The 16,626-nt window shown below is 59.4% G+C and carries 15 protein-coding genes; 10 read left to right on the forward strand and 5 right to left on the reverse strand.

From position 1 onward, the window contains the following. On the forward strand, window positions 1-954 hold the full coding sequence (locus HMPREF3138_RS06370; RefSeq protein WP_070558831.1) for a divergent polysaccharide deacetylase family protein: 954 nt from the start codon (window positions 1-3) through the stop codon (window positions 952-954). A 40-nt stretch (window positions 955-994) separates the two neighbouring features. On the opposite strand, the gene tdh is transcribed toward HMPREF3138_RS06370, so the two are convergent. Further along, window positions 995-2,020, reverse strand: coding sequence for an L-threonine 3-dehydrogenase (tdh, locus tag HMPREF3138_RS06375; RefSeq protein ID WP_025304682.1), 1,026 nt, complete (start codon window positions 2,018-2,020; stop codon window positions 995-997). A 9-nt stretch (window positions 2,021-2,029) separates the two neighbouring features. Further along, a complete protein-coding gene (gene kbl / locus HMPREF3138_RS06380) occupies window positions 2,030-3,226 on the reverse strand; it encodes a glycine C-acetyltransferase (RefSeq protein ID WP_004931154.1) in 1,197 nt (398 codons plus the stop codon). A gap of 239 nt (window positions 3,227-3,465) precedes the next feature. On the opposite strand from kbl, the gene rfaD reads away from it, so the two are divergent. From rfaD to HMPREF3138_RS06410, 6 genes are read left to right on the forward strand one after another with little or no spacing between them, the layout of a single operon-like run. Then, complete coding sequence (rfaD, locus tag HMPREF3138_RS06385; RefSeq protein ID WP_038872610.1) at window positions 3,466-4,395, forward strand: ADP-glyceromanno-heptose 6-epimerase; 930 nt, start codon at window positions 3,466-3,468, stop codon at window positions 4,393-4,395. A 22-nt stretch (window positions 4,396-4,417) separates the two neighbouring features. Then, a complete protein-coding gene (rfaF, locus tag HMPREF3138_RS06390) occupies window positions 4,418-5,464 on the forward strand; it encodes an ADP-heptose--LPS heptosyltransferase RfaF (protein ID WP_038872607.1) in 1,047 nt (348 codons plus the stop codon). A gap of 2 nt (window positions 5,465-5,466) precedes the next feature. Next, window positions 5,467-6,432 carry a lipopolysaccharide heptosyltransferase RfaC gene (gene rfaC / locus HMPREF3138_RS06395; RefSeq protein WP_070558833.1) on the forward strand — a complete coding sequence of 322 codons (966 nt, stop codon included), beginning with the start codon at window positions 5,467-5,469 and terminating at the stop codon, window positions 6,430-6,432. Further along, entirely contained in the window at window positions 6,429-7,595 is a 1,167-nt protein-coding gene (locus tag HMPREF3138_RS06400; protein WP_038872602.1) for a glycosyltransferase family 4 protein, read from the forward strand. Before rfaC ends, HMPREF3138_RS06400 begins: the two co-directional genes overlap by 4 nt. Before the next feature lie 28 nt (window positions 7,596-7,623). Continuing rightward, window positions 7,624-8,865: an O-antigen ligase family protein gene (locus HMPREF3138_RS06405; protein ID WP_038872598.1), complete on the forward strand. Its 1,242-nt coding sequence runs from the start codon at window positions 7,624-7,626 to the stop codon at window positions 8,863-8,865. Further along, entirely contained in the window at window positions 8,862-9,839 is a 978-nt protein-coding gene (locus HMPREF3138_RS06410; RefSeq protein WP_038872595.1) for a glycosyltransferase, read from the forward strand. The genes HMPREF3138_RS06405 and HMPREF3138_RS06410 overlap by 4 nt, the downstream gene beginning before the upstream one ends. Window positions 9,840-9,875: 36 nt before the next feature. On the opposite strand, the gene HMPREF3138_RS06415 is transcribed toward HMPREF3138_RS06410, so the two are convergent. Continuing rightward, window positions 9,876-10,970 carry a glycosyltransferase family 9 protein gene (locus tag HMPREF3138_RS06415; RefSeq protein WP_038872593.1) on the reverse strand — a complete coding sequence of 365 codons (1,095 nt, stop codon included), beginning with the start codon at window positions 10,968-10,970 and terminating at the stop codon, window positions 9,876-9,878. A gap of 8 nt (window positions 10,971-10,978) precedes the next feature. Beyond that, window positions 10,979-11,935: a polysaccharide deacetylase family protein gene (locus HMPREF3138_RS06420; RefSeq protein WP_070558835.1), complete on the reverse strand. Its 957-nt coding sequence runs from the start codon at window positions 11,933-11,935 to the stop codon at window positions 10,979-10,981. Window positions 11,936-12,145: 210 nt separating this feature from the next. Between HMPREF3138_RS06420 and rfaQ the strand changes: the two genes are divergently transcribed. From rfaQ to HMPREF3138_RS06435, 3 genes are read left to right on the forward strand one after another with little or no spacing between them, the layout of a single operon-like run. After that, on the forward strand, window positions 12,146-13,228 hold the full coding sequence (gene rfaQ, locus HMPREF3138_RS06425; RefSeq protein WP_038872589.1) for a putative lipopolysaccharide heptosyltransferase III: 1,083 nt from the start codon (window positions 12,146-12,148) through the stop codon (window positions 13,226-13,228). Next, window positions 13,225-14,352: a glycosyltransferase family 4 protein gene (locus HMPREF3138_RS06430; RefSeq protein WP_038872587.1), complete on the forward strand. Its 1,128-nt coding sequence runs from the start codon at window positions 13,225-13,227 to the stop codon at window positions 14,350-14,352. Before rfaQ ends, HMPREF3138_RS06430 begins: the two co-directional genes overlap by 4 nt. A gap of 2 nt (window positions 14,353-14,354) precedes the next feature. After that, a complete protein-coding gene (locus tag HMPREF3138_RS06435; protein WP_038872584.1) occupies window positions 14,355-15,455 on the forward strand; it encodes a glycosyltransferase in 1,101 nt (366 codons plus the stop codon). Window positions 15,456-15,499: 44 nt separating this feature from the next. Here the strand turns inward: HMPREF3138_RS06435 and HMPREF3138_RS06440 are convergent, their stop codons facing one another. Beyond that, window positions 15,500-16,513 carry a glycosyltransferase family 9 protein gene (locus tag HMPREF3138_RS06440; protein WP_038872581.1) on the reverse strand — a complete coding sequence of 338 codons (1,014 nt, stop codon included), beginning with the start codon at window positions 16,511-16,513 and terminating at the stop codon, window positions 15,500-15,502. Window positions 16,514-16,626: the final 113 nt, after the last annotated feature.

Consider the following 16,626-nt stretch of genomic DNA (forward strand, 5'->3'; position numbering starts at 1 on the left):
TTGCGCTATGTCAAAACCCGAACAGCTCTGTTAATAGGCTGTCTGCTGCAGGTTTACGCTGCGCAGGCAGGAAAACTCTCCATCGTCATCGATGACGTGGGCTACAGCCCTCACGAAGAAAACGCGGTGCTGCAAATGCCGACGGCGATCTCGGTCGCGGTGTTGCCCAACGCGCCGCATGCCCGCCTGATGGCCACCCGCGCCCACAGCCAGGGCCGCGAAGTCTTGATCCACATGCCGATGGCGCCGCTCAGCAAGCAGCCGCTGGAGCGCGATACCCTGCAGCCCTCCATGAGCAGCGACGAGATCCAGCGCATCATCCGCAATGCGGTGAACAACGTGCCCTACGCGGTCGGCATGAACAACCACATGGGCAGCGCCATGACCTCCAGCCTGCCGGGCATGCAGAAAGTGATGCAGGCGCTCGAAAGCTACCGCCTGTACTTCCTCGACAGCATGACCATCGGCAGCAGCCAGGCGACCCGCGCCGCGGCCGGCACCGGCGTGAAAGTGATCAAACGCAAGGTGTTTCTCGACGATACCGCGAACGAAGCCGACATCCGCCGCCAGTTCAACCGCGCGGTCGAATTGGCGCGGCGCAACGGCTCCGCCATCGCCATCGGCCACCCGCGCCCGGCGACGGTAAAGGTGCTGCAGCAGATGCTGCCGTCGCTGCCCGCCGATATCGTGCTGGTCAAACCGAGCGCGCTGCTGAACGAACCGCAGGGCAATGCTGGCGGCAGCTACGTCCCACCGCCGGTCAAACCGCAAAAACCGCAGCCGAAGAACCCGTTCAGCGGCGGCATCAAGCAGTGCAAGGTCAAACCGCCGAAGGAAAAAACCAACGCCGGTACCGCGCTGGGCGTCATCGCCGACAGCATCGCCAGCTCGCCGCCGGTGACCTTCATCAAGCGTCATTGGCAGCACTGGACGCAAGCCAAACCGCAAGCATAAAAAAGGGCCGGAATTCCGGCCCTTTTCACGTTTGCCGAGATCAATCCCAGCTCAGCACCACTTTACCCGACTTGCCGGAGCGCATGGCGTCGAAGCCCTGCTGGAACTCGTCGATCGAGAAGCGGTGGGTGATGATCGGGGTCAAATCCAACCCGGACTGGATCAGCGCCGCCATCTTGTACCAGGTTTCGAACATTTCGCGGCCGTAAATCCCCTTGATAAACAGCCCTTTGAAGATGACCTGGTTCCAGTCGATCGACATGTCCGAAGGTGGAATGCCTAACATGGCGATACGCCCGCCGTGGTTCATCGCATTGAGCAGCGTGCGGAACGCCGGCGGCGCGCCGGACATTTCCAGACCGACGTCGAACCCTTCGGTCATGCCCAGCTCGGCCATCACGTCGTTGAGGTTTTCCTTGCTGACGTTCACCGCGCGGGTCACGCCCATCTTGCGCGCCAGTTCCAGACGGTATTCGTTAACGTCGGTGATCACCACATGACGGGCGCCAACGTGTTTGCACACCGCCGCTGCCATGATGCCGATCGGGCCGGCGCCGGAGACCAGCACGTCTTCACCGACCAGATCGAACGACAGCGCGGTGTGCACCGCATTGCCGAACGGATCGAAGATCGAAGCCAGTTCGTCAGAGATGTTATCCGGGATCTTGAAGGCGTTGAACGCCGGGATCACCAGGTATTCCGCGAAGCTGCCCGGACGGTTCACGCCCACGCCGACGGTGTTGCGGCACAGGTGCGTGCGGCCGCCGCGGCAGTTGCGACAGTGGCCACAGGTTATATGGCCTTCGCCGGACACGCGATCGCCAATGCTGAAACCTTTGACTTCCTGACCGATCGCCACCACTTCGCCCACGTATTCATGGCCGACCACCATCGGAACCGGAATGGTTTTTTGCGACCACTCGTCCCAGTTGTAGATATGCACATCGGTGCCGCAGATCGCGGTTTTGCGGATTTTGATCATGATGTCGTTGTGGCCCAGCTCCGGCTGAGGCACGTCGGTCATCCAAATCCCTTCTTCCGCTTTCAGTTTTGACAGTGCTTTCATGGTTTTACCTTATGCAATAACGCCAAGATCCTTACCGATACGTGTAAACGCCGCCACTGCGCGTTCGATTTGCTCCGGGGTGTGGTCGGCGGACATCTGGGTGCGGATGCGCGCCTGGCCTTTCGGCACCACCGGATAGAAGAAACCGGTCACATAGATGCCTTCCTTGAGCAACGCATTGGCGAATTCCTGCGCCAGCTTCGCCTCACCCAGCATGACCGGGATGATGGCGTGATCGGCGCCGGCCAATGTGAAGCCGGCGGCGGTCATTTTTTCGCGGAACAGACGCGCGTTGGCCCACAGGCGATCGCGCAGGGCGTCGCCCTCTTCCAGCAGTTCCAGCACTTTGATCGACGCGGCGACGATCGCCGGTGCCAGCGAGTTGGAGAACAGGTACGGACGCGAACGCTGGCGCAGCCACTCCACCACTTCTTTCTTGGCGGCGGTGTAGCCGCCGGACGCGCCGCCCAGCGCTTTGCCTAACGTACCGGTAATGATATCGACGCGGCCCATCACTTCGCAGTATTCATGAGTGCCGCGCCCGTTGGCGCCGACAAAGCCCACCGCGTGGGAGTCATCCACCATCACCAGCGCCTGATACTCGTCCGCCAGATCGCAAACCCCTTTCAGGTTGGCAATCACGCCGTCCATCGAGAATACGCCGTCGGTGGCGATCAGGATGTGGCGCGCGCCGTCGGCTTTGGCCTGTTTCAGCTGTGCGGCCAGCTCGGTCATGTCGTTATTGGCGTAGCGATAGCGCTTGGCCTTGCACAGGCGAACGCCGTCGATGATCGACGCGTGGTTCAGCGCATCGGAGATAATGGCGTCTTCCGGGCCCAGCAGGGTTTCGAACAACCCGCCGTTGGCGTCGAAGCAGGAGGAGTACAGGATCGCGTCTTCCATGCCCAAAAAGGCCGCCAGTTTCTGTTCCAGCTGCTTGTGGCTGTCCTGGGTGCCGCAGATGAAGCGCACCGACGCCATGCCGAAACCGTGGCTGTCCATTCCCGACTTGGCGGCGGCGATCAGCGCCGGATGGTTGGCCAGACCCAGGTAGTTATTGGCACAGAAGTTGATCACATGGCTGCCGTCGGCGACGGCGATATCCGCCTGTTGCGCGGAGGTGATGATGCGTTCTTCCTTGAACAGCCCTTCACTGCGAGTGGCGGCAAGCTGTTGTTCCAACTGCTGATAAAAAGACGCTGACATTCGGTTATCTCCAGGATTGGGCTATTTGCGGCATATTTTACTGATTTGTAACCAAACTGACGAGAATGCGCGGGAGAGAATATTAAAATTGCAGCAGATATCACGGCAAAAGGCGGGCTTCAATGGCAATGCGGGATATTCAGAGCCCTTCCGCTGTTTGCCGCGGCATGAAATGCTATGATAACCGCCATTGAGCGTGGGGCATTGTGCCCCGCCAGCAGCTTAGCAGGGGTAACCCAATGATTATCGTCACTGGCGGCGCCGGCATGATCGGCAGCAACATCATTAAGGCACTGAACGACAAGGGATATCGCGATATCCTGGTGGTTGATAACCTGAAAGACGGCACCAAGTTCGTCAACCTGGTCGATCTGGACATCGCCGACTATATCGATAAAGAAGACTTTATCGCCAGCATCGTGGCCGGCGACGATCTGGGCGATATCGAAGCGGTCTTCCACGAAGGCGCCTGCTCCGCGACCACCGAGTGGGACGGCAAGTACATGATGGACAATAACTATCAGTACTCCAAAGACGTGCTGCACTACTGTCTGGATCGCGAAATCCCGTTCCTCTACGCCTCCTCCGCCGCCACTTACGGCGGCCGCGAAGAGTTCATCGAAGAGCGGGAGTATGAAGCGCCGCTCAACGTGTACGGCTACTCCAAATTCCTGTTCGACCAGTACGTGCGCGAGATCCTGCCGGAAGCGGACTCGCAGATCTGCGGCTTCCGCTACTTCAACGTATACGGCCCGCGCGAAGGCCACAAAGGCAGCATGGCCAGCGTCGCCTTCCACCTGAATACCCAGATCAACCGCGGCGAAAACCCGAAATTGTTCGCCGGCAGCGAAAATTTCAAGCGTGACTTCATCTACGTCGGCGATGTAGCTGCGGTTAACCTGTGGTTCTGGGAAACCGGCAAATCCGGCATCTTTAACTGCGGCACCGGCCGGGCGGAAACCTTCCAGGCGGTGGCCGACGCGGTGGTGGACTTCCACCAGAAGGGCGCGGTGGAATACATCGAATTCCCCGAGAAGCTGAAGGGCCGCTATCAGGCATACACCCAGGCCGATCTGACCAAGCTGCGCGCCGCCGGCTACGACGCACCGTTCAAAACGGTCGCCGAAGGCGTGAAAGAGTACATGGCCTGGTTGAACCGCACCGCATAAGCTGAAGGAATTAACGCTGGGTATGAAAATACTGGTTATCGGCCCTTCTTGGGTTGGCGACATGATGATGTCGCAAAGTCTCTATCGCACCCTGAAGGCCGAATACCCGTCGGCGGAGATCGATGTGATGGCGCCGGCCTGGTGCCGCCCGCTGCTGGCGCGCATGCCGGAAGTCAATCAGGCGCTGGCGATGCCGCTGGGCCACGGCGCGCTGGGGCTCGGCGAGCGCCGCCGCCTGGGGCGCGCCCTGCGCGCCAACCGTTACGATCGCGCTTACGTTCTCCCCAACTCGTTCAAATCCGCGCTGGTGCCTTTCTTTGCCGATATCCCGCAGCGCACCGGCTGGCGGGGCGAAATGCGTTACGGCCTGCTGAACGACGTCCGCGTGCTCGACAAGGCGGCCTTCCCGCTGATGGTGCAGCGCTATGTGGCGCTGGCCTATGATAAAGGCCGCATTCAGCGCGCCGACGATCTACCGCAGCCGCTGCTGTGGCCGCAGCTGCAGGTAAACGACGCAGAGATCGCCGAAACCGCCGCAGCGTTCAACCTGACCGACAGCCGACCGATCGTCGGCTTCTGCCCGGGCGCGGAGTTTGGCCCCGCCAAACGCTGGCCGCACTATCACTACGCGACGCTGGCTCAGAAGCTCATCGAGAGCGGCTATCAAATAGCACTGTTTGGTTCGGCGAAAGACCACGAGGCCGGCGAACAGATCCGCGCCGCGCTGCAGGAAGACGCGCGCGATTTCTGCCTTAACCTGGCCGGAAAAACCCAGCTGGAGCAGGCGGTGATCCTGATCGCGGCCTGCCGGGCAGTGGTCAGCAACGACTCCGGTTTAATGCACGTTGCCGCAGCGTTGAACAAACCGCTGATAGCCTTGTACGGCCCAAGCAGCCCCGACTTCACGCCGCCGCTCTCCGACAAGGCGCGGGTGATTCGCTTGATCAGCGGCTACCACAAGGTGCGTAAGGGCGATGCCGAGCAGGGGTATCACCAAAGTTTGATCGATATTCAGCCGCAGCAAGTGTTGGACGCGCTGACGCCGTTACTTGTCGCCAGCGAGGAATAGTCATGCAGGTGTTAATCGTAAAAACCTCCTCGATGGGGGACGTGCTGCATACGCTGCCCGCCCTGACCGACGCGCTGCAGGCCATTCCCGATATTCGCTTCGACTGGGTGGTGGAAGAAGGCTTCAGCCACATCCCCACCTGGCACCCGGCGGTGGATCGCGTGATCCCGGTGGCCATTCGCCGCTGGCGCAAAAACTGGTTCGGTAACGACACCCGGCAACAGCGCTGCGACTTCAAGCGCACGCTGCAAGAACGCCGTTACGACGTGGTGATCGACGCGCAGGGCCTGATCAAAAGCGCCGCGCTGATCACGCGCATCGCCAAAGGCAACAAACATGGGCCGGACTGCAAGAGCGCGCGCGAGCCGTTCGCCAGCTGGTTCTACAATGTACGCCATGAGATAGACAAACAGCAGCACGCGGTGGAACGCACACGTGAACTGTTCGCCAAAAGCCTCGGTTACGATAAACCGAGCAGCTACGGCGATTACGCCATCGCCGCGCGCTTTCTCAGCCACCCGCCGGCCGATGCCGGCCAATATCTGGTGTTTTTGCACGCTACCACCCGTGACGACAAGCACTGGCCGGAGCAGAACTGGCGCGAGCTGATCGCGTTGACGGCCGACAGCGGGCTGAAGATCAAACTGCCGTGGGGCGCGGAGCATGAGCATCAGCGCGCGCTGCGCTTGGCGGAAGGTTTTCCGCATGTCGAGGTGTTACCTAAACTTAGCCTGCAGCAGGTGGCTGAAGTACTGGCCGGCGCCAAAGGCGTAGTCTCGGTCGATACCGGGCTCAGCCATTTGGCCGCCGCACTCGACAAACCCAATATCACGTTGTTCGGGCCAACCGATCCTGGCCTGATCGGCGGCTACGGGCAAAATCAGCATGCGCTGATTTCGCCGGAAAAAAGCATGGCGACAATCGACGCCGATACGGCATGGCAGGCGTTGCAAAAGGTTATAGCATGAAAAAACTGCATATTATCAACCTGGGTAAAATGGGCGGCGTCGAGCGCCTGTTCCTGCAGTACATCAACGATACCACCGACGGCAGCAACCAGGTCTTGTGCATCAGCGGCGACATTGGCGAAGAGATCCGCCGTCAGTTGCCTGCGCATCAGCCCGTCACCTTCGCCAACCGCCTGATCAATGCGCTGCCGTTGCGCTGCCCGCAGTTCCTGCGCAAATTTTTGCTGAAGTGGAAAATCGAGCGGGCGAACGCCGACGTGGTGATCGTCTGGGATCTGGTGCCGGGGCTGGCGGCCAAACCCAAACGCGGCAAGCTGGTTTACTACGATCACGGCTGCTCCTGGCGTTACCCCAAGAATAAAAAGACGCTGAGTTTCTTCGCCATGCTGGACGGCGTCATTTCCGCCTCGCAAGCGTCGAAGCGGGTGATGGAGCTGCGTTTTAATCTGCCTTGCCCAAATCACGTGGTGATCAACCGCATCAAGACGCCGGCGGGGATCGACACTGCGCCGAAAACGCTGTCGCAGCCGGTCAGGATCGGCACCGCTTCACGCCTGGTCAGCCTGAAAGGCATCAGCGTTTCATTATTAATGATGCAGGAACTGCTGCGGCGCGGGCATGACGTCACGCTGGAAGTGGCCGGCAAAGGGCCGGATCGCTCGGCGTTCGAGGCGCTGGCGGCCCGGCTTCAGCTCGGCGACCGCGTCACCTTCAGCGGTTATCAGGATGACGTCGCCGGCTTCTTCAATCGCACGCACATCTACATGAGCACGCCGATCACCGAGCCGTTCGGCTTGTCCTGCATGGAATCGCTCTATTTCGGCGTACCGGTCATTTTCCCGCAGGTTGACGGCCAGCCGGAAGCGGTCAAGGACGGCGTCTGCGGCCTTGGCCTGGCGCCGTCAGTCACCGTCGAACAACACCGGCAGCTCACCGATATCGAGGTCGACTTCCCGCATGAGGTCTACGATCCGTTGACCGACAGCCTGGTCGCGCCCAAGCTGCTGTCGCATCTCGACTGTGCGGATGCCGTTGAGAAATTGCTGGCGCGCGAAACCTACCAGACTCTGAGCCGAAATGCGCAGCGCTATCCTGCGGAACATTTCAACTATGCTCAGTTCAAAGCTGAGTTCGACGACACGCTGCGATCCTTTATCGCTTAATTGAAACGTGAGCCGGAAAACACACCCGATGTTAAAACACAGAACGCCGCATCCTGCCTTCAGCTATCTTATCTATCTGGGGTGCGCCATCGCTTTTTGCACCATCCCTTTCGGTTCCGCGACCGGACGCAATCTGTTTTACGTTTCCAGCTACATCGCCTTTATCGCCGTTTGCCTGTACCCGCGCTACTACTTCAGCAACGCGAGAAATCTGCTGCTGCCCGCGCTGATGTTCAGCGTGGGCATGGGAACCATCCTCTGGATGCATCACTTCAAACAGCCGGGTGAGTACATCAATATTTATCGCTCTTATATGTCGACCGGCAAACTGCAGCTCGCGACCGCTTTCATCTTGCTGATCGCGCTCAATGAGCGGTTGTGCGTGCAGCGCCTGCTGATCGTCGTGGCTCTCGCCACCGGCCTGGCGGTCAACGGCTATTCCCTCTATCAGGGATTGCGGTTGAATATCCCGCGCGTAGAGCTCAACTTCGATCGCGCCACGGTCGCCGCCTACCTGATGACCGCCATCGATCTGGTGATGATGCAAGCCATCCTGGTGCTGCGCACCCGTTACCGCCTGGCGTTGTACATCGCTGCGTTCCTGCTTTCCTTCTCTGCGCTGGTGCTCACCGGCACGCGCGCAGCCATGTTGGTCTACCCGGTGGCGGTCTGCCTGTCGCTGCTGGCGACCAAGCAGCTGGTTTCCAGGAAACACAAGCTCGCGTTGGTAGCCTCGGTACCGCTGCTGCTCGTAGCCTGCGGCCTGGTGTTCAAGCCGCAGATAGAAGAACGCATTCAGGCCTTTGAGACCGACATGCGCCTGATGGATCAGCCACAGACTGAAAACTCGATCATTTCCCGGCTGTCGATGCAAACGCTGGCATGGCACACCGGTTCACAAGCCCCTTGGGGCCAATCCGCCGAGCAGCGCGGCGAAGAGATCCGTGCGATGGTCGCACAGCAACCTCGCCTGTCTGGCGTCATGCCCTACATCAACGTCCACCTGCACAACGAGCTGCTGGAAACCTACTCGCTCAAGGGTATCTGGGGCGTACTGCTGCTGCTGGCGCTCTATGTCAGCCTGTTCTTCTCTTCCTTCCGGCCGCAGCGCAACGCGCTGCTGCTAAGCGTCAGCGCCAGCCTGTTCGTTTACGGCCTGAGCGACGTCATCTTCTTCAGCACGGAAGGCACCGTCATATTCTGCCTGGCGTTGATCGCCGCCGTTCTTTCCGTCCCGAAACAGCCCCCTGTTCAGGAGCCTACCCCGTGAATCATCAGGAGCCGCTGCTCAGCGTTATCGTGCCGTTTTATAATAATGAAGCGTTCGTTATCGCTGCGCTGGATTCGTTATTTGCGCAGATTAGCGACGATATCGAGGTGGTGATCATCGATGATGGCTCCACCGACGCCTCCGGCGCGCTGGTCAGCCAATATCTGGCGCAGCGGCGGCACCCGCGCGTGGTCTTTACTTCACAGGCTAACGGCGGCATTGCGCACGCACGCAATGTCGGCTTACGGCTGGCCACCGGCCGCTATCTCACCTTCCTCGACGGCGACGATCTGCTGAGCGACGACTATCTGGCAATCCTGCGGCCTCTGCTTACCGCCGGTGAAGATGACCTGATCGACTTTAATTATCAGAAGTTCACCGAACAACCGCCGACGCCGGATAACCGCGCGACGCAGCCCGTAACCTACAACTTTTCACAGTTGGGGCTCGGCTGCCTGCAACCGCTGTTCGCACGCTCGATGTGGCATCTCTGGAGCCGCGTGTATAAACGCACGCTGCTGGAAGGGGAAACGTTCGAAGACGGCAGACGCTATGAAGACGTGATTTTCACGCCTTTTCAGTATTTCAAAACCCGCCGCATCGCCCATCTGGACTGCGAGCTCTATTTCTATCGGGATAACAGCCAAGGCATCACTCGCAATATCAAACCCAAAGATATTGAAGATCTGCTGTTCGCCATGGAGAAGATGCTGCGTTTTGTGGCGCAGCATCCCGGGGATGAGCCGCTGCGCCGGTTGGCAGCCCTGATGCTGGCCAACTGCTTTTCCGAGGTGAAAAGCATGTCGAAGGCGGTATACGGCTATTATCATTACGCGCCGGCAACGCTGAACATCCTGCGCCGCGCCGCCGATATCTGCCGCAACAGCGACGTGCCGGGCAAAAAAGTCCGCCAGATGCGCTATGCGCGAGTGGATACCTTTCTTTCGAAGCTGCGCGGGCGCAAGCCGCACTAACCGCATCGGCCGGGCGGCCGATGCGTCGTCGCTCCCTCAGCGCGTCAAAGGCACGTGCGCGACCAGCTCCTCATAAATCCGCTGCGGCTGGATGACCCCCATCGGGCTTTCTGCCTCCAGCGGCATCGTATAGCCGGTACGCGACACCTGAATGATGCGGTGCAGTTCAGTATCCTGAATCGGGCCGGTGGAGCGTGAGTCGGCGGTCACGAACAGGCTGATGGTTTTCACTTTCAACGCCACCGCCAGATGCAGCGGCCCGGTATCGCCGGTGACCAGAACATGGAAACTGTCGATCAACGTCAGCAAGCCTTGCAGCCCCGTTTTACCGATCTGGTTATCCACGCAGGCCTGCGTTTGCGGGCCGATCAGGCTCATAAACTGTTTGGCCTTGCCGTCGTCGAACGGTGCGCCAATCAGCACGATGCGCACATTTGGATGCTTCGCCACCAGCTCATCGGCCAGCCGCGCATAGTGCGAAACCGGCCAGCAACGCGACTCTGTTGACGCCCCCAGCTGAAAACCGATGGTGGGATGCTCGCTGCTTTTGACGCCGCGCTGATAATCCACGGGAATTTCCATCGTCGGATCGTCGCTGCGGCAGCCTAAAATGGAAATCAGCTCCAGTTTGCGGCGTACGAAGTGGCCGTAATAATGGAAGATATAGTTGGTCAGCCAAGGCTCCAGCCCGCAAATGCCCGAGCTGTAGTTATCCCTGATAATGTACTTCGCCCCGGCCAGTACGGCGCTGATGATGTCATAAGGCAGGTGGGAGTGCAGAATCAGCGCCAAATCCGGCTGATGTTCGCGCAGCGATTTCAGCAACGGGCGTATCGTCTTGATCTTGCTATTCCAATACACCACGCGATCGTAATAACGGCCGTTTTCCACCAGCTCGCGGTTTTTCTTGTGCACCACCAGCGTGATGTGCGCATTGGGGTAGCGTTCCCTCATCGCCCTCAATGCCGGCGTGTTGAACATGAAGTCGCCCAATGCCGTGGTGGAATAGATAACGATATTGTCAAACTGCTGGGCGCCGTCGAACGTCGCCTTATCCTGAAAACGGCCGTACTTCGCCGTATAGCGCCGCAAGAACCAGTCGGCAACCTTGATTTTCCATTTCTTCGACATGTGCGTGCTTAGTTCGCTTTAAGTTGATAATACTCGGCCAGCGTCATGCCCACCGTACGCTGCTGCAGCCAGTCAAACAGCTGCTCCAGATCGCGGTACAGCCCTTCGATATCCTGCTCGGTTTTGAACGTCGGGCTGCCGCCCGGCATAAATTCGGAAGAGTGCAGCATAAATTCGACGTAGTCATGCCCCTGCGCCAGCGACGCCTCAGCCACGCTTATCATCTTGGCCACGTTGCCGCCACTCGGCCGCAGCCAGTTGACGGACGGCGAACGCCGCCTGCCGCGCAGCCGGTCATAACCTTGCTTGAACGCGTTCATCAGCGCCGAGTGCTTGTACTGAATGCTCATCGGCACTTCCAACAGCGGCGAAGCGCCCGGTTTGGCAATGTTCTGCGGATCGATGAAATAAGCCTGCGACGGGAACCGGGTGTAATCGGTGCCGCCGTTGCCCTGCGGATTGCCCGGCGAAAACTGCCAGTTGACCCGCGGCGTCACCGAACAGTCCACCTGATAGCCGTATTCCAGCAGCAGCGAGGCATAATATTCGTTGAACGCCCAGCGGCCGGCGCGATGGCTGAGCATTTTGGTCTGAAAGGCATCTTCCAGCAGCTTGGTCATGTGATCGACCTTGGCGCGGATCTGATCGGTGGGATACTCGATCAAATAAGGCTTGTGGCGCCAGTCGTCGTCGGTGAGCGGCGTCAGCGGCGGGCTGTTCCAGGCGTGCAGGTGCATGCCCACTTCTCCCGCGCCGCGGGCGATCACGTCGCGCGCGAACTCGACGTAAGCCGGATCCATCGCCATTTCATAGTTGGTGAGATAAACCGGTTTGAAGGCGTATTTTTCGCACAATGCCTGAAAGCGCGGCAAGAAACGCGTGTTTTCGGTCGTGATGCGATCGTGGTTTTGCCACAGATTATCGCCTTCGGTATCAATGGTGATGAGAAACGCCGGTTTAGTCATGAATATCGAGCCTGATATCAACAGAATGCACTATGTTACGCAGGCCGTTTCGCCAGGGCAAACGACTTTGCTGCCTGGTTTGGACAACGTTGAAGCGCATTCGTCCCCAGCCCGGCGATTTTTTTTCGGCCCGGCAAGAAAACCTTGCAACAGTAGCCACATGCGATCGGGTCATTTAGAATCAAAGATTGGTTTCCCAGAAAGCGACTCATGATGAACGACGCGCCAGCCCCAACTTCCGCCCCATCCGTACAGCGTATTTTGATCATAAAACTGCGCCATCACGGCGATATGCTGCTGGTCACGCCGGTCATCAGCAGCCTGCGGCAAAACTACCCGCAGGCGCAGATCGATGTGCTGCTGTATCAGGAAACGCAGGAGATGCTGGCCAGCAATCCGGAACTGTCGACCCTGTTCGCCATCGACCGCCAATGGAAAAAACAGGGCACCCGCGCGCATCTGGGGCACGAGCTGGCGCTGCTGCGCCGCCTGAAGGCGCAGCGCTACGATCTGGTGGTCAACCTGGCCGATCAGTGGCGCAGCGCCATTATCACGCGCCTGACCGGCGCGCGCATCCGTCTGGGCTTCGATTTCCCCAAACGCCGCGGCTTCCTGTGGCGCCACTGCCACACGCAGCTGGTGCCGGTCGACAATCACGCCCACCTGCATACCGTCGAACAAAACCTCTCGCTGCTGGCGCCGCTGAACCTGCCCGCGCTCAGTGATCATGTGACCATGAGTTACGATCCGCAGGATTGGCAGGCCTGTGAGCAACGGTTGCAGAAACAGGGCGTCGCCGGCAGTTATATTGTGGTGCAGCCCACCTCGCGCTGGTTCTTCAAATGCTGGAGCGAAGAGAAAATGGCCGCTACCCTCACCGCCTTGCAGGCCGACGGCCACCAGCTGGTGATCACCTCCGGCCCCGACGCCAGAGAACAAGCCATGGTAGAACGCATTTTGGCGCTCTGCCCGCCGCAGGGCGTGATCTCGTTGGCCGGCCAGCTGACGCTGCGCCAGCTGGCCGCCCTGATCGACCACGCCAAGCTGTTTATCGGCGTGGATTCGGTGCCGATGCACATGGCCGCCGCGCTGCAAACGCCGTGTGTGGCGCTGTTCGGCCCTTCCAAGCTGACTTTCTGGCGGCCATGGCAGGCTACCGGCGCAGTGATCTGGGCCGGCGACTTCGGCGAACTGCCCGATCCGGACGCCATTGATACCGGCACCGACGAACGGTATCTCGACTTTATTCCTACAGACGCGGTGATTGCAGCCGCGCGGAGCACGCTGGCATGAAAGCATTTCGTTTGGCGATCGTTCGCCAAAAATACCGCCCGGACGGCGGGGCCGAACGTTTCGTTTCCCGCGCCCTGGAGGCGCTGGAGCAACAGGATCTCGATCTGAACGTCATCACCCGCGAATGGCAGGGTGACGCCAATCCCAACTGGCATATCCACCTGTGCAACCCGTTAAAACTCGGCCGCATCAGCCGCGAGCGAGGCTTCGCCGTGGCAGCCAGGGCGCTGTGGGAGAAAGAGCGTTTCGATCTGGTGCAAAGCCACGAGCGCATTCCCGGCTGCGATATCTACCGCGCCGGCGACGGCGTACACCGCCGCTGGTTGCTGCAACGCGCGCGCCTGCTGCCGGAATGGCGCCGCAAATGGCTGTTCTCCAATCGCTATCACCGCTATGTGATGTGCGCCGAACGCGCCATGTACGCCGCGCCGGAGCTGAAAGCCGTCATCTGCAACGCCGAGATGATCAAGCAGGAAATCATCGCCGACTTTGGCGTGCCCGCCGACAAAATCACGGTGATCTATAACGCCATCGACAATCAAAAGTTCCCGCCCGCCGACGAGGCCCAGCGCCAACGTCTGCGCGAGCAGTATCAGATCCCACAACGGGCGCACTGCCTGATCTTCGTCGGCTCCGGTTTCGAGCGCAAAGGGCTGGCCGCCGCCATCCGCGCCGTGGCGGCGACCGACAGCCACCTCCTGGTGGTCGGCAAAGACAAGGACGAAAAACGCTACCGGGCGCTGGCACAGTCGCTGGGCTGCAGCGATCGGGTTCACTTTATGGGCGTGCAGAAGCAGACCTTGCCGTTCTATCAGGCCGCGGACGCGCTGCTGCTGCCGACGCTGTACGATCCGTTCCCGAATGTGATTCTGGAAGCGATGTCGTGCGGTCTGCCGGTTATCACCAGCACCACCTGCGGCGGTGCCGAGTTTATCACCCCCGGCCAGAACGGCTTCGTGACCGACGCGCTCGACGTACCGGCCATCACGGAGGCCATTCGGGCGCTGCCGCGCCAGGCGCTGGGATCATCCATGGGCGAAGCGGCGAGATTGCGCATTATGACGGCTACGCCGGCGCATCTGTCCGAACAGCTGATTTCCCTCTATAACCGGTTACTGGATTAACTATGCGTATTCTGATGATCATCGACGGCCTGCCGGGAGGCGGCGCGGAAAAAGTGGTGCTGACCCTGTGCCAGGGCATGCAGCAACAGGGGCATGACGTCAGTCTCATCTCGCTGCGCGACGTCTGCAATTACCCTATCCCGTCAGGCATTGATTATCAGGTGGTGGCCGATCGCAGCCGTGCCCCCTGGCGCAAGCTGACCGAGCTGTCGCGCCGCGCCGCCGCGCTGGATCGGGCAATAGCCGAACACGAGCGCCAACACGGCGCGTTCGATCTGGTGTTCTCCAATCTGCATAAAACCGATCGCATCGTCAGCCGCAGCAAGCGGTTGACCGCGGATCGCCTGTGGTTCTGCATTCACGGCATTCTCTCCACCTCCTATCTCGGCCACCGCAAGGGCCTGGATCGCTGGCTGAAGCAGCGCAAAATCGCCAACGTTTACCAAGGGAGAAATATCGTCGCCGTTTCACGAGCGGTTGGCGACGATCTGCAGCAGAACTTGCCGATTCGCCCACGCCGGCTGGCGGTCATCAACAACCCGTTCGACATCGACGCCATCCAGCAACAGGCGGCGGCGCCTTGCGAACTGGCCGGCCAGGACTATCTGGTGCACGTCGGCCGCTTTCACGCCACCAAGCGGCATGACCGTCTGCTGAAAGCCTATGCGCACTCGGGCATTCAGGCACCGCTGGCCTTGATAGGCACCGGGGACGACGCCAGAGTCGCCGAGGTCAAACGTCTGGCAACAGACTTAGGCATCGCAGAGCGCGTGCTATTCCTCGGTTTCCAGGCCAATCCCTACCCGTTTATTCGCCATGCCTCGCTGCTGGTGCTCAGCTCCGACAGCGAAGGGTTTGGTAACGTGCTGGTGGAATCGCTGCTGTGCGGCACGCCGGTGGTCAGCACTCGCTGCCCGGGCGGCCCTGCGGAAATTCTGGAAAAAGCCGGCATGGCTAACGCGCTGGCGGAATTAAACGAAGCGTCGCTGGCAGAAAAAATGGCGGAAATTTACGCCAATCCGCCGCAGATAAATCAACAGCAATTGCTGAGTTATGGACTCGAGCCTATTTGTCGTCAATATATTGAGCTGAAAGAAAAATAATAGAGAAATAAATAAGGCAGGGGATACCTGCCTTATTTTCTTCGTTAGCTGAGCGCCTGCATTTTCTGCCAAACCTCATCGACAGAAACATCTTCACAGTGCCCCGACTCACTCTGCAAAATATGATGACGGCCGGTCCATGGATGCCAGGAGGCTTTATCGGTATCGCCAAAGAACACCACCATGTCCTTATTCAGCGCGGCGGCAAGATGCATCTGCCCACCGTCGCTGCACAGCACCCGGTCGCATAAATCGAACCCGCCCAACAGCTCGCGCACCGAGGCCGTCGGATAAAGCGCGACGCGTTCGTTTTGGCACAGCGCCAACAGCTGTTCGGCGCGCTGCTGGTCACCGATGTCGTCCGGCGCCAGCGTGCCCTGCGGTGACCAGAAGATCAGCACGCCGGTGTGGGGATCGGCAACCAGACGGTTGATGATTTCGGCATAGCGTTCAACCGGCCAACGCCTTTTCGGGCTGCGGCTGCTGATGTGCACGGCGCATACACGTTCGACCGGCGGCAGACGCTCCTGTAGCCGTTGCGCCGCCAATTGCCGCTCTTCAGGCGTCAGAAACACCCGCACCGGCGGGATCGGAATGGATTGGTCGGTTATCGCCGATAAATAGCTGTAGGTGTGTTCGACCTGATGGAGGCCGCGGAAATCGTCCTTGCGGAACGGGCGATGAATATCTTTCGTGCCCAGATCGGCGCCGATGATATGGGTGGCGCCGGCCATTTTCGCTAAACGCAGGCTGTATTTACATGGCACCGGGTTGGCCAGAATGACCGCATCGAACTTTATTTTGCGCAGCTTCAGGAAGATCATCAGACGTTCGAAATAAACGCCCAACGTCGTTTCATTTTTCGCCTTGTGCTTGGCCTTTTTATAGACAAAGACTTTCTCGAGATGAGGGTTGTTTTTAACAACGTCCTGGCTGACTTTATTGATCAGCAGATAAACTTTTGCGTCTGGATAGGCAATTTTCACCCCTTCAATCAGAGGCGTGGTGCAAACAAGATCGCCGATGTTGTCGCGGCGAATAATTAAAATATTCTTCATTCCGAGCCTGTCGGCGAAATCGCTCGCCGGTTGTCTGAAACTGACACCCAAGGTTACCAAATTAGCGCCTTTCCCTTCCAGTTATGGTACTATTCCGAATAACCCATATAAAT

The sequence above is a fragment of the Serratia sp. HMSC15F11 genome (genome assembly GCF_001808215.1).
In the GTDB taxonomy this organism is placed as follows: Bacteria; Pseudomonadota; Gammaproteobacteria; order Enterobacterales; family Enterobacteriaceae; genus Serratia; species Serratia nevei.

What these genes read in the sequence shown, in the direction of transcription:
- rfaC (WP_070558833.1), top strand. Translation starts at nt 5,467, where the DNA reads ATGCAGGTGTTAATCGTAAAAACCTCCTCGATGGGGGACGTGCTGCAT.
- HMPREF3138_RS06420 (WP_070558835.1), bottom strand. Translation starts at nt 11,935, where the DNA reads ATGACTAAACCGGCGTTTCTCATCACCATTGATACCGAAGGCGATAAT.
- HMPREF3138_RS06430 (WP_038872587.1), top strand. Translation starts at nt 13,225, where the DNA reads ATGAAAGCATTTCGTTTGGCGATCGTTCGCCAAAAATACCGCCCGGAC.
- kbl (WP_004931154.1), bottom strand. Translation starts at nt 3,226, where the DNA reads ATGTCAGCGTCTTTTTATCAGCAGTTGGAACAACAGCTTGCCGCCACT.
- rfaD (WP_038872610.1), top strand. Translation starts at nt 3,466, where the DNA reads ATGATTATCGTCACTGGCGGCGCCGGCATGATCGGCAGCAACATCATT.
- HMPREF3138_RS06400 (WP_038872602.1), top strand. Translation starts at nt 6,429, where the DNA reads ATGAAAAAACTGCATATTATCAACCTGGGTAAAATGGGCGGCGTCGAG.
- HMPREF3138_RS06415 (WP_038872593.1), bottom strand. Translation starts at nt 10,970, where the DNA reads ATGTCGAAGAAATGGAAAATCAAGGTTGCCGACTGGTTCTTGCGGCGC.
- tdh (WP_025304682.1), bottom strand. Translation starts at nt 2,020, where the DNA reads ATGAAAGCACTGTCAAAACTGAAAGCGGAAGAAGGGATTTGGATGACC.
- rfaQ (WP_038872589.1), top strand. Translation starts at nt 12,146, where the DNA reads ATGATGAACGACGCGCCAGCCCCAACTTCCGCCCCATCCGTACAGCGT.
- HMPREF3138_RS06440 (WP_038872581.1), bottom strand. Translation starts at nt 16,513, where the DNA reads ATGAAGAATATTTTAATTATTCGCCGCGACAACATCGGCGATCTTGTT.
- HMPREF3138_RS06405 (WP_038872598.1), top strand. Translation starts at nt 7,624, where the DNA reads ATGTTAAAACACAGAACGCCGCATCCTGCCTTCAGCTATCTTATCTAT.
- rfaF (WP_038872607.1), top strand. Translation starts at nt 4,418, where the DNA reads ATGAAAATACTGGTTATCGGCCCTTCTTGGGTTGGCGACATGATGATG.
- HMPREF3138_RS06435 (WP_038872584.1), top strand. Translation starts at nt 14,355, where the DNA reads ATGCGTATTCTGATGATCATCGACGGCCTGCCGGGAGGCGGCGCGGAA.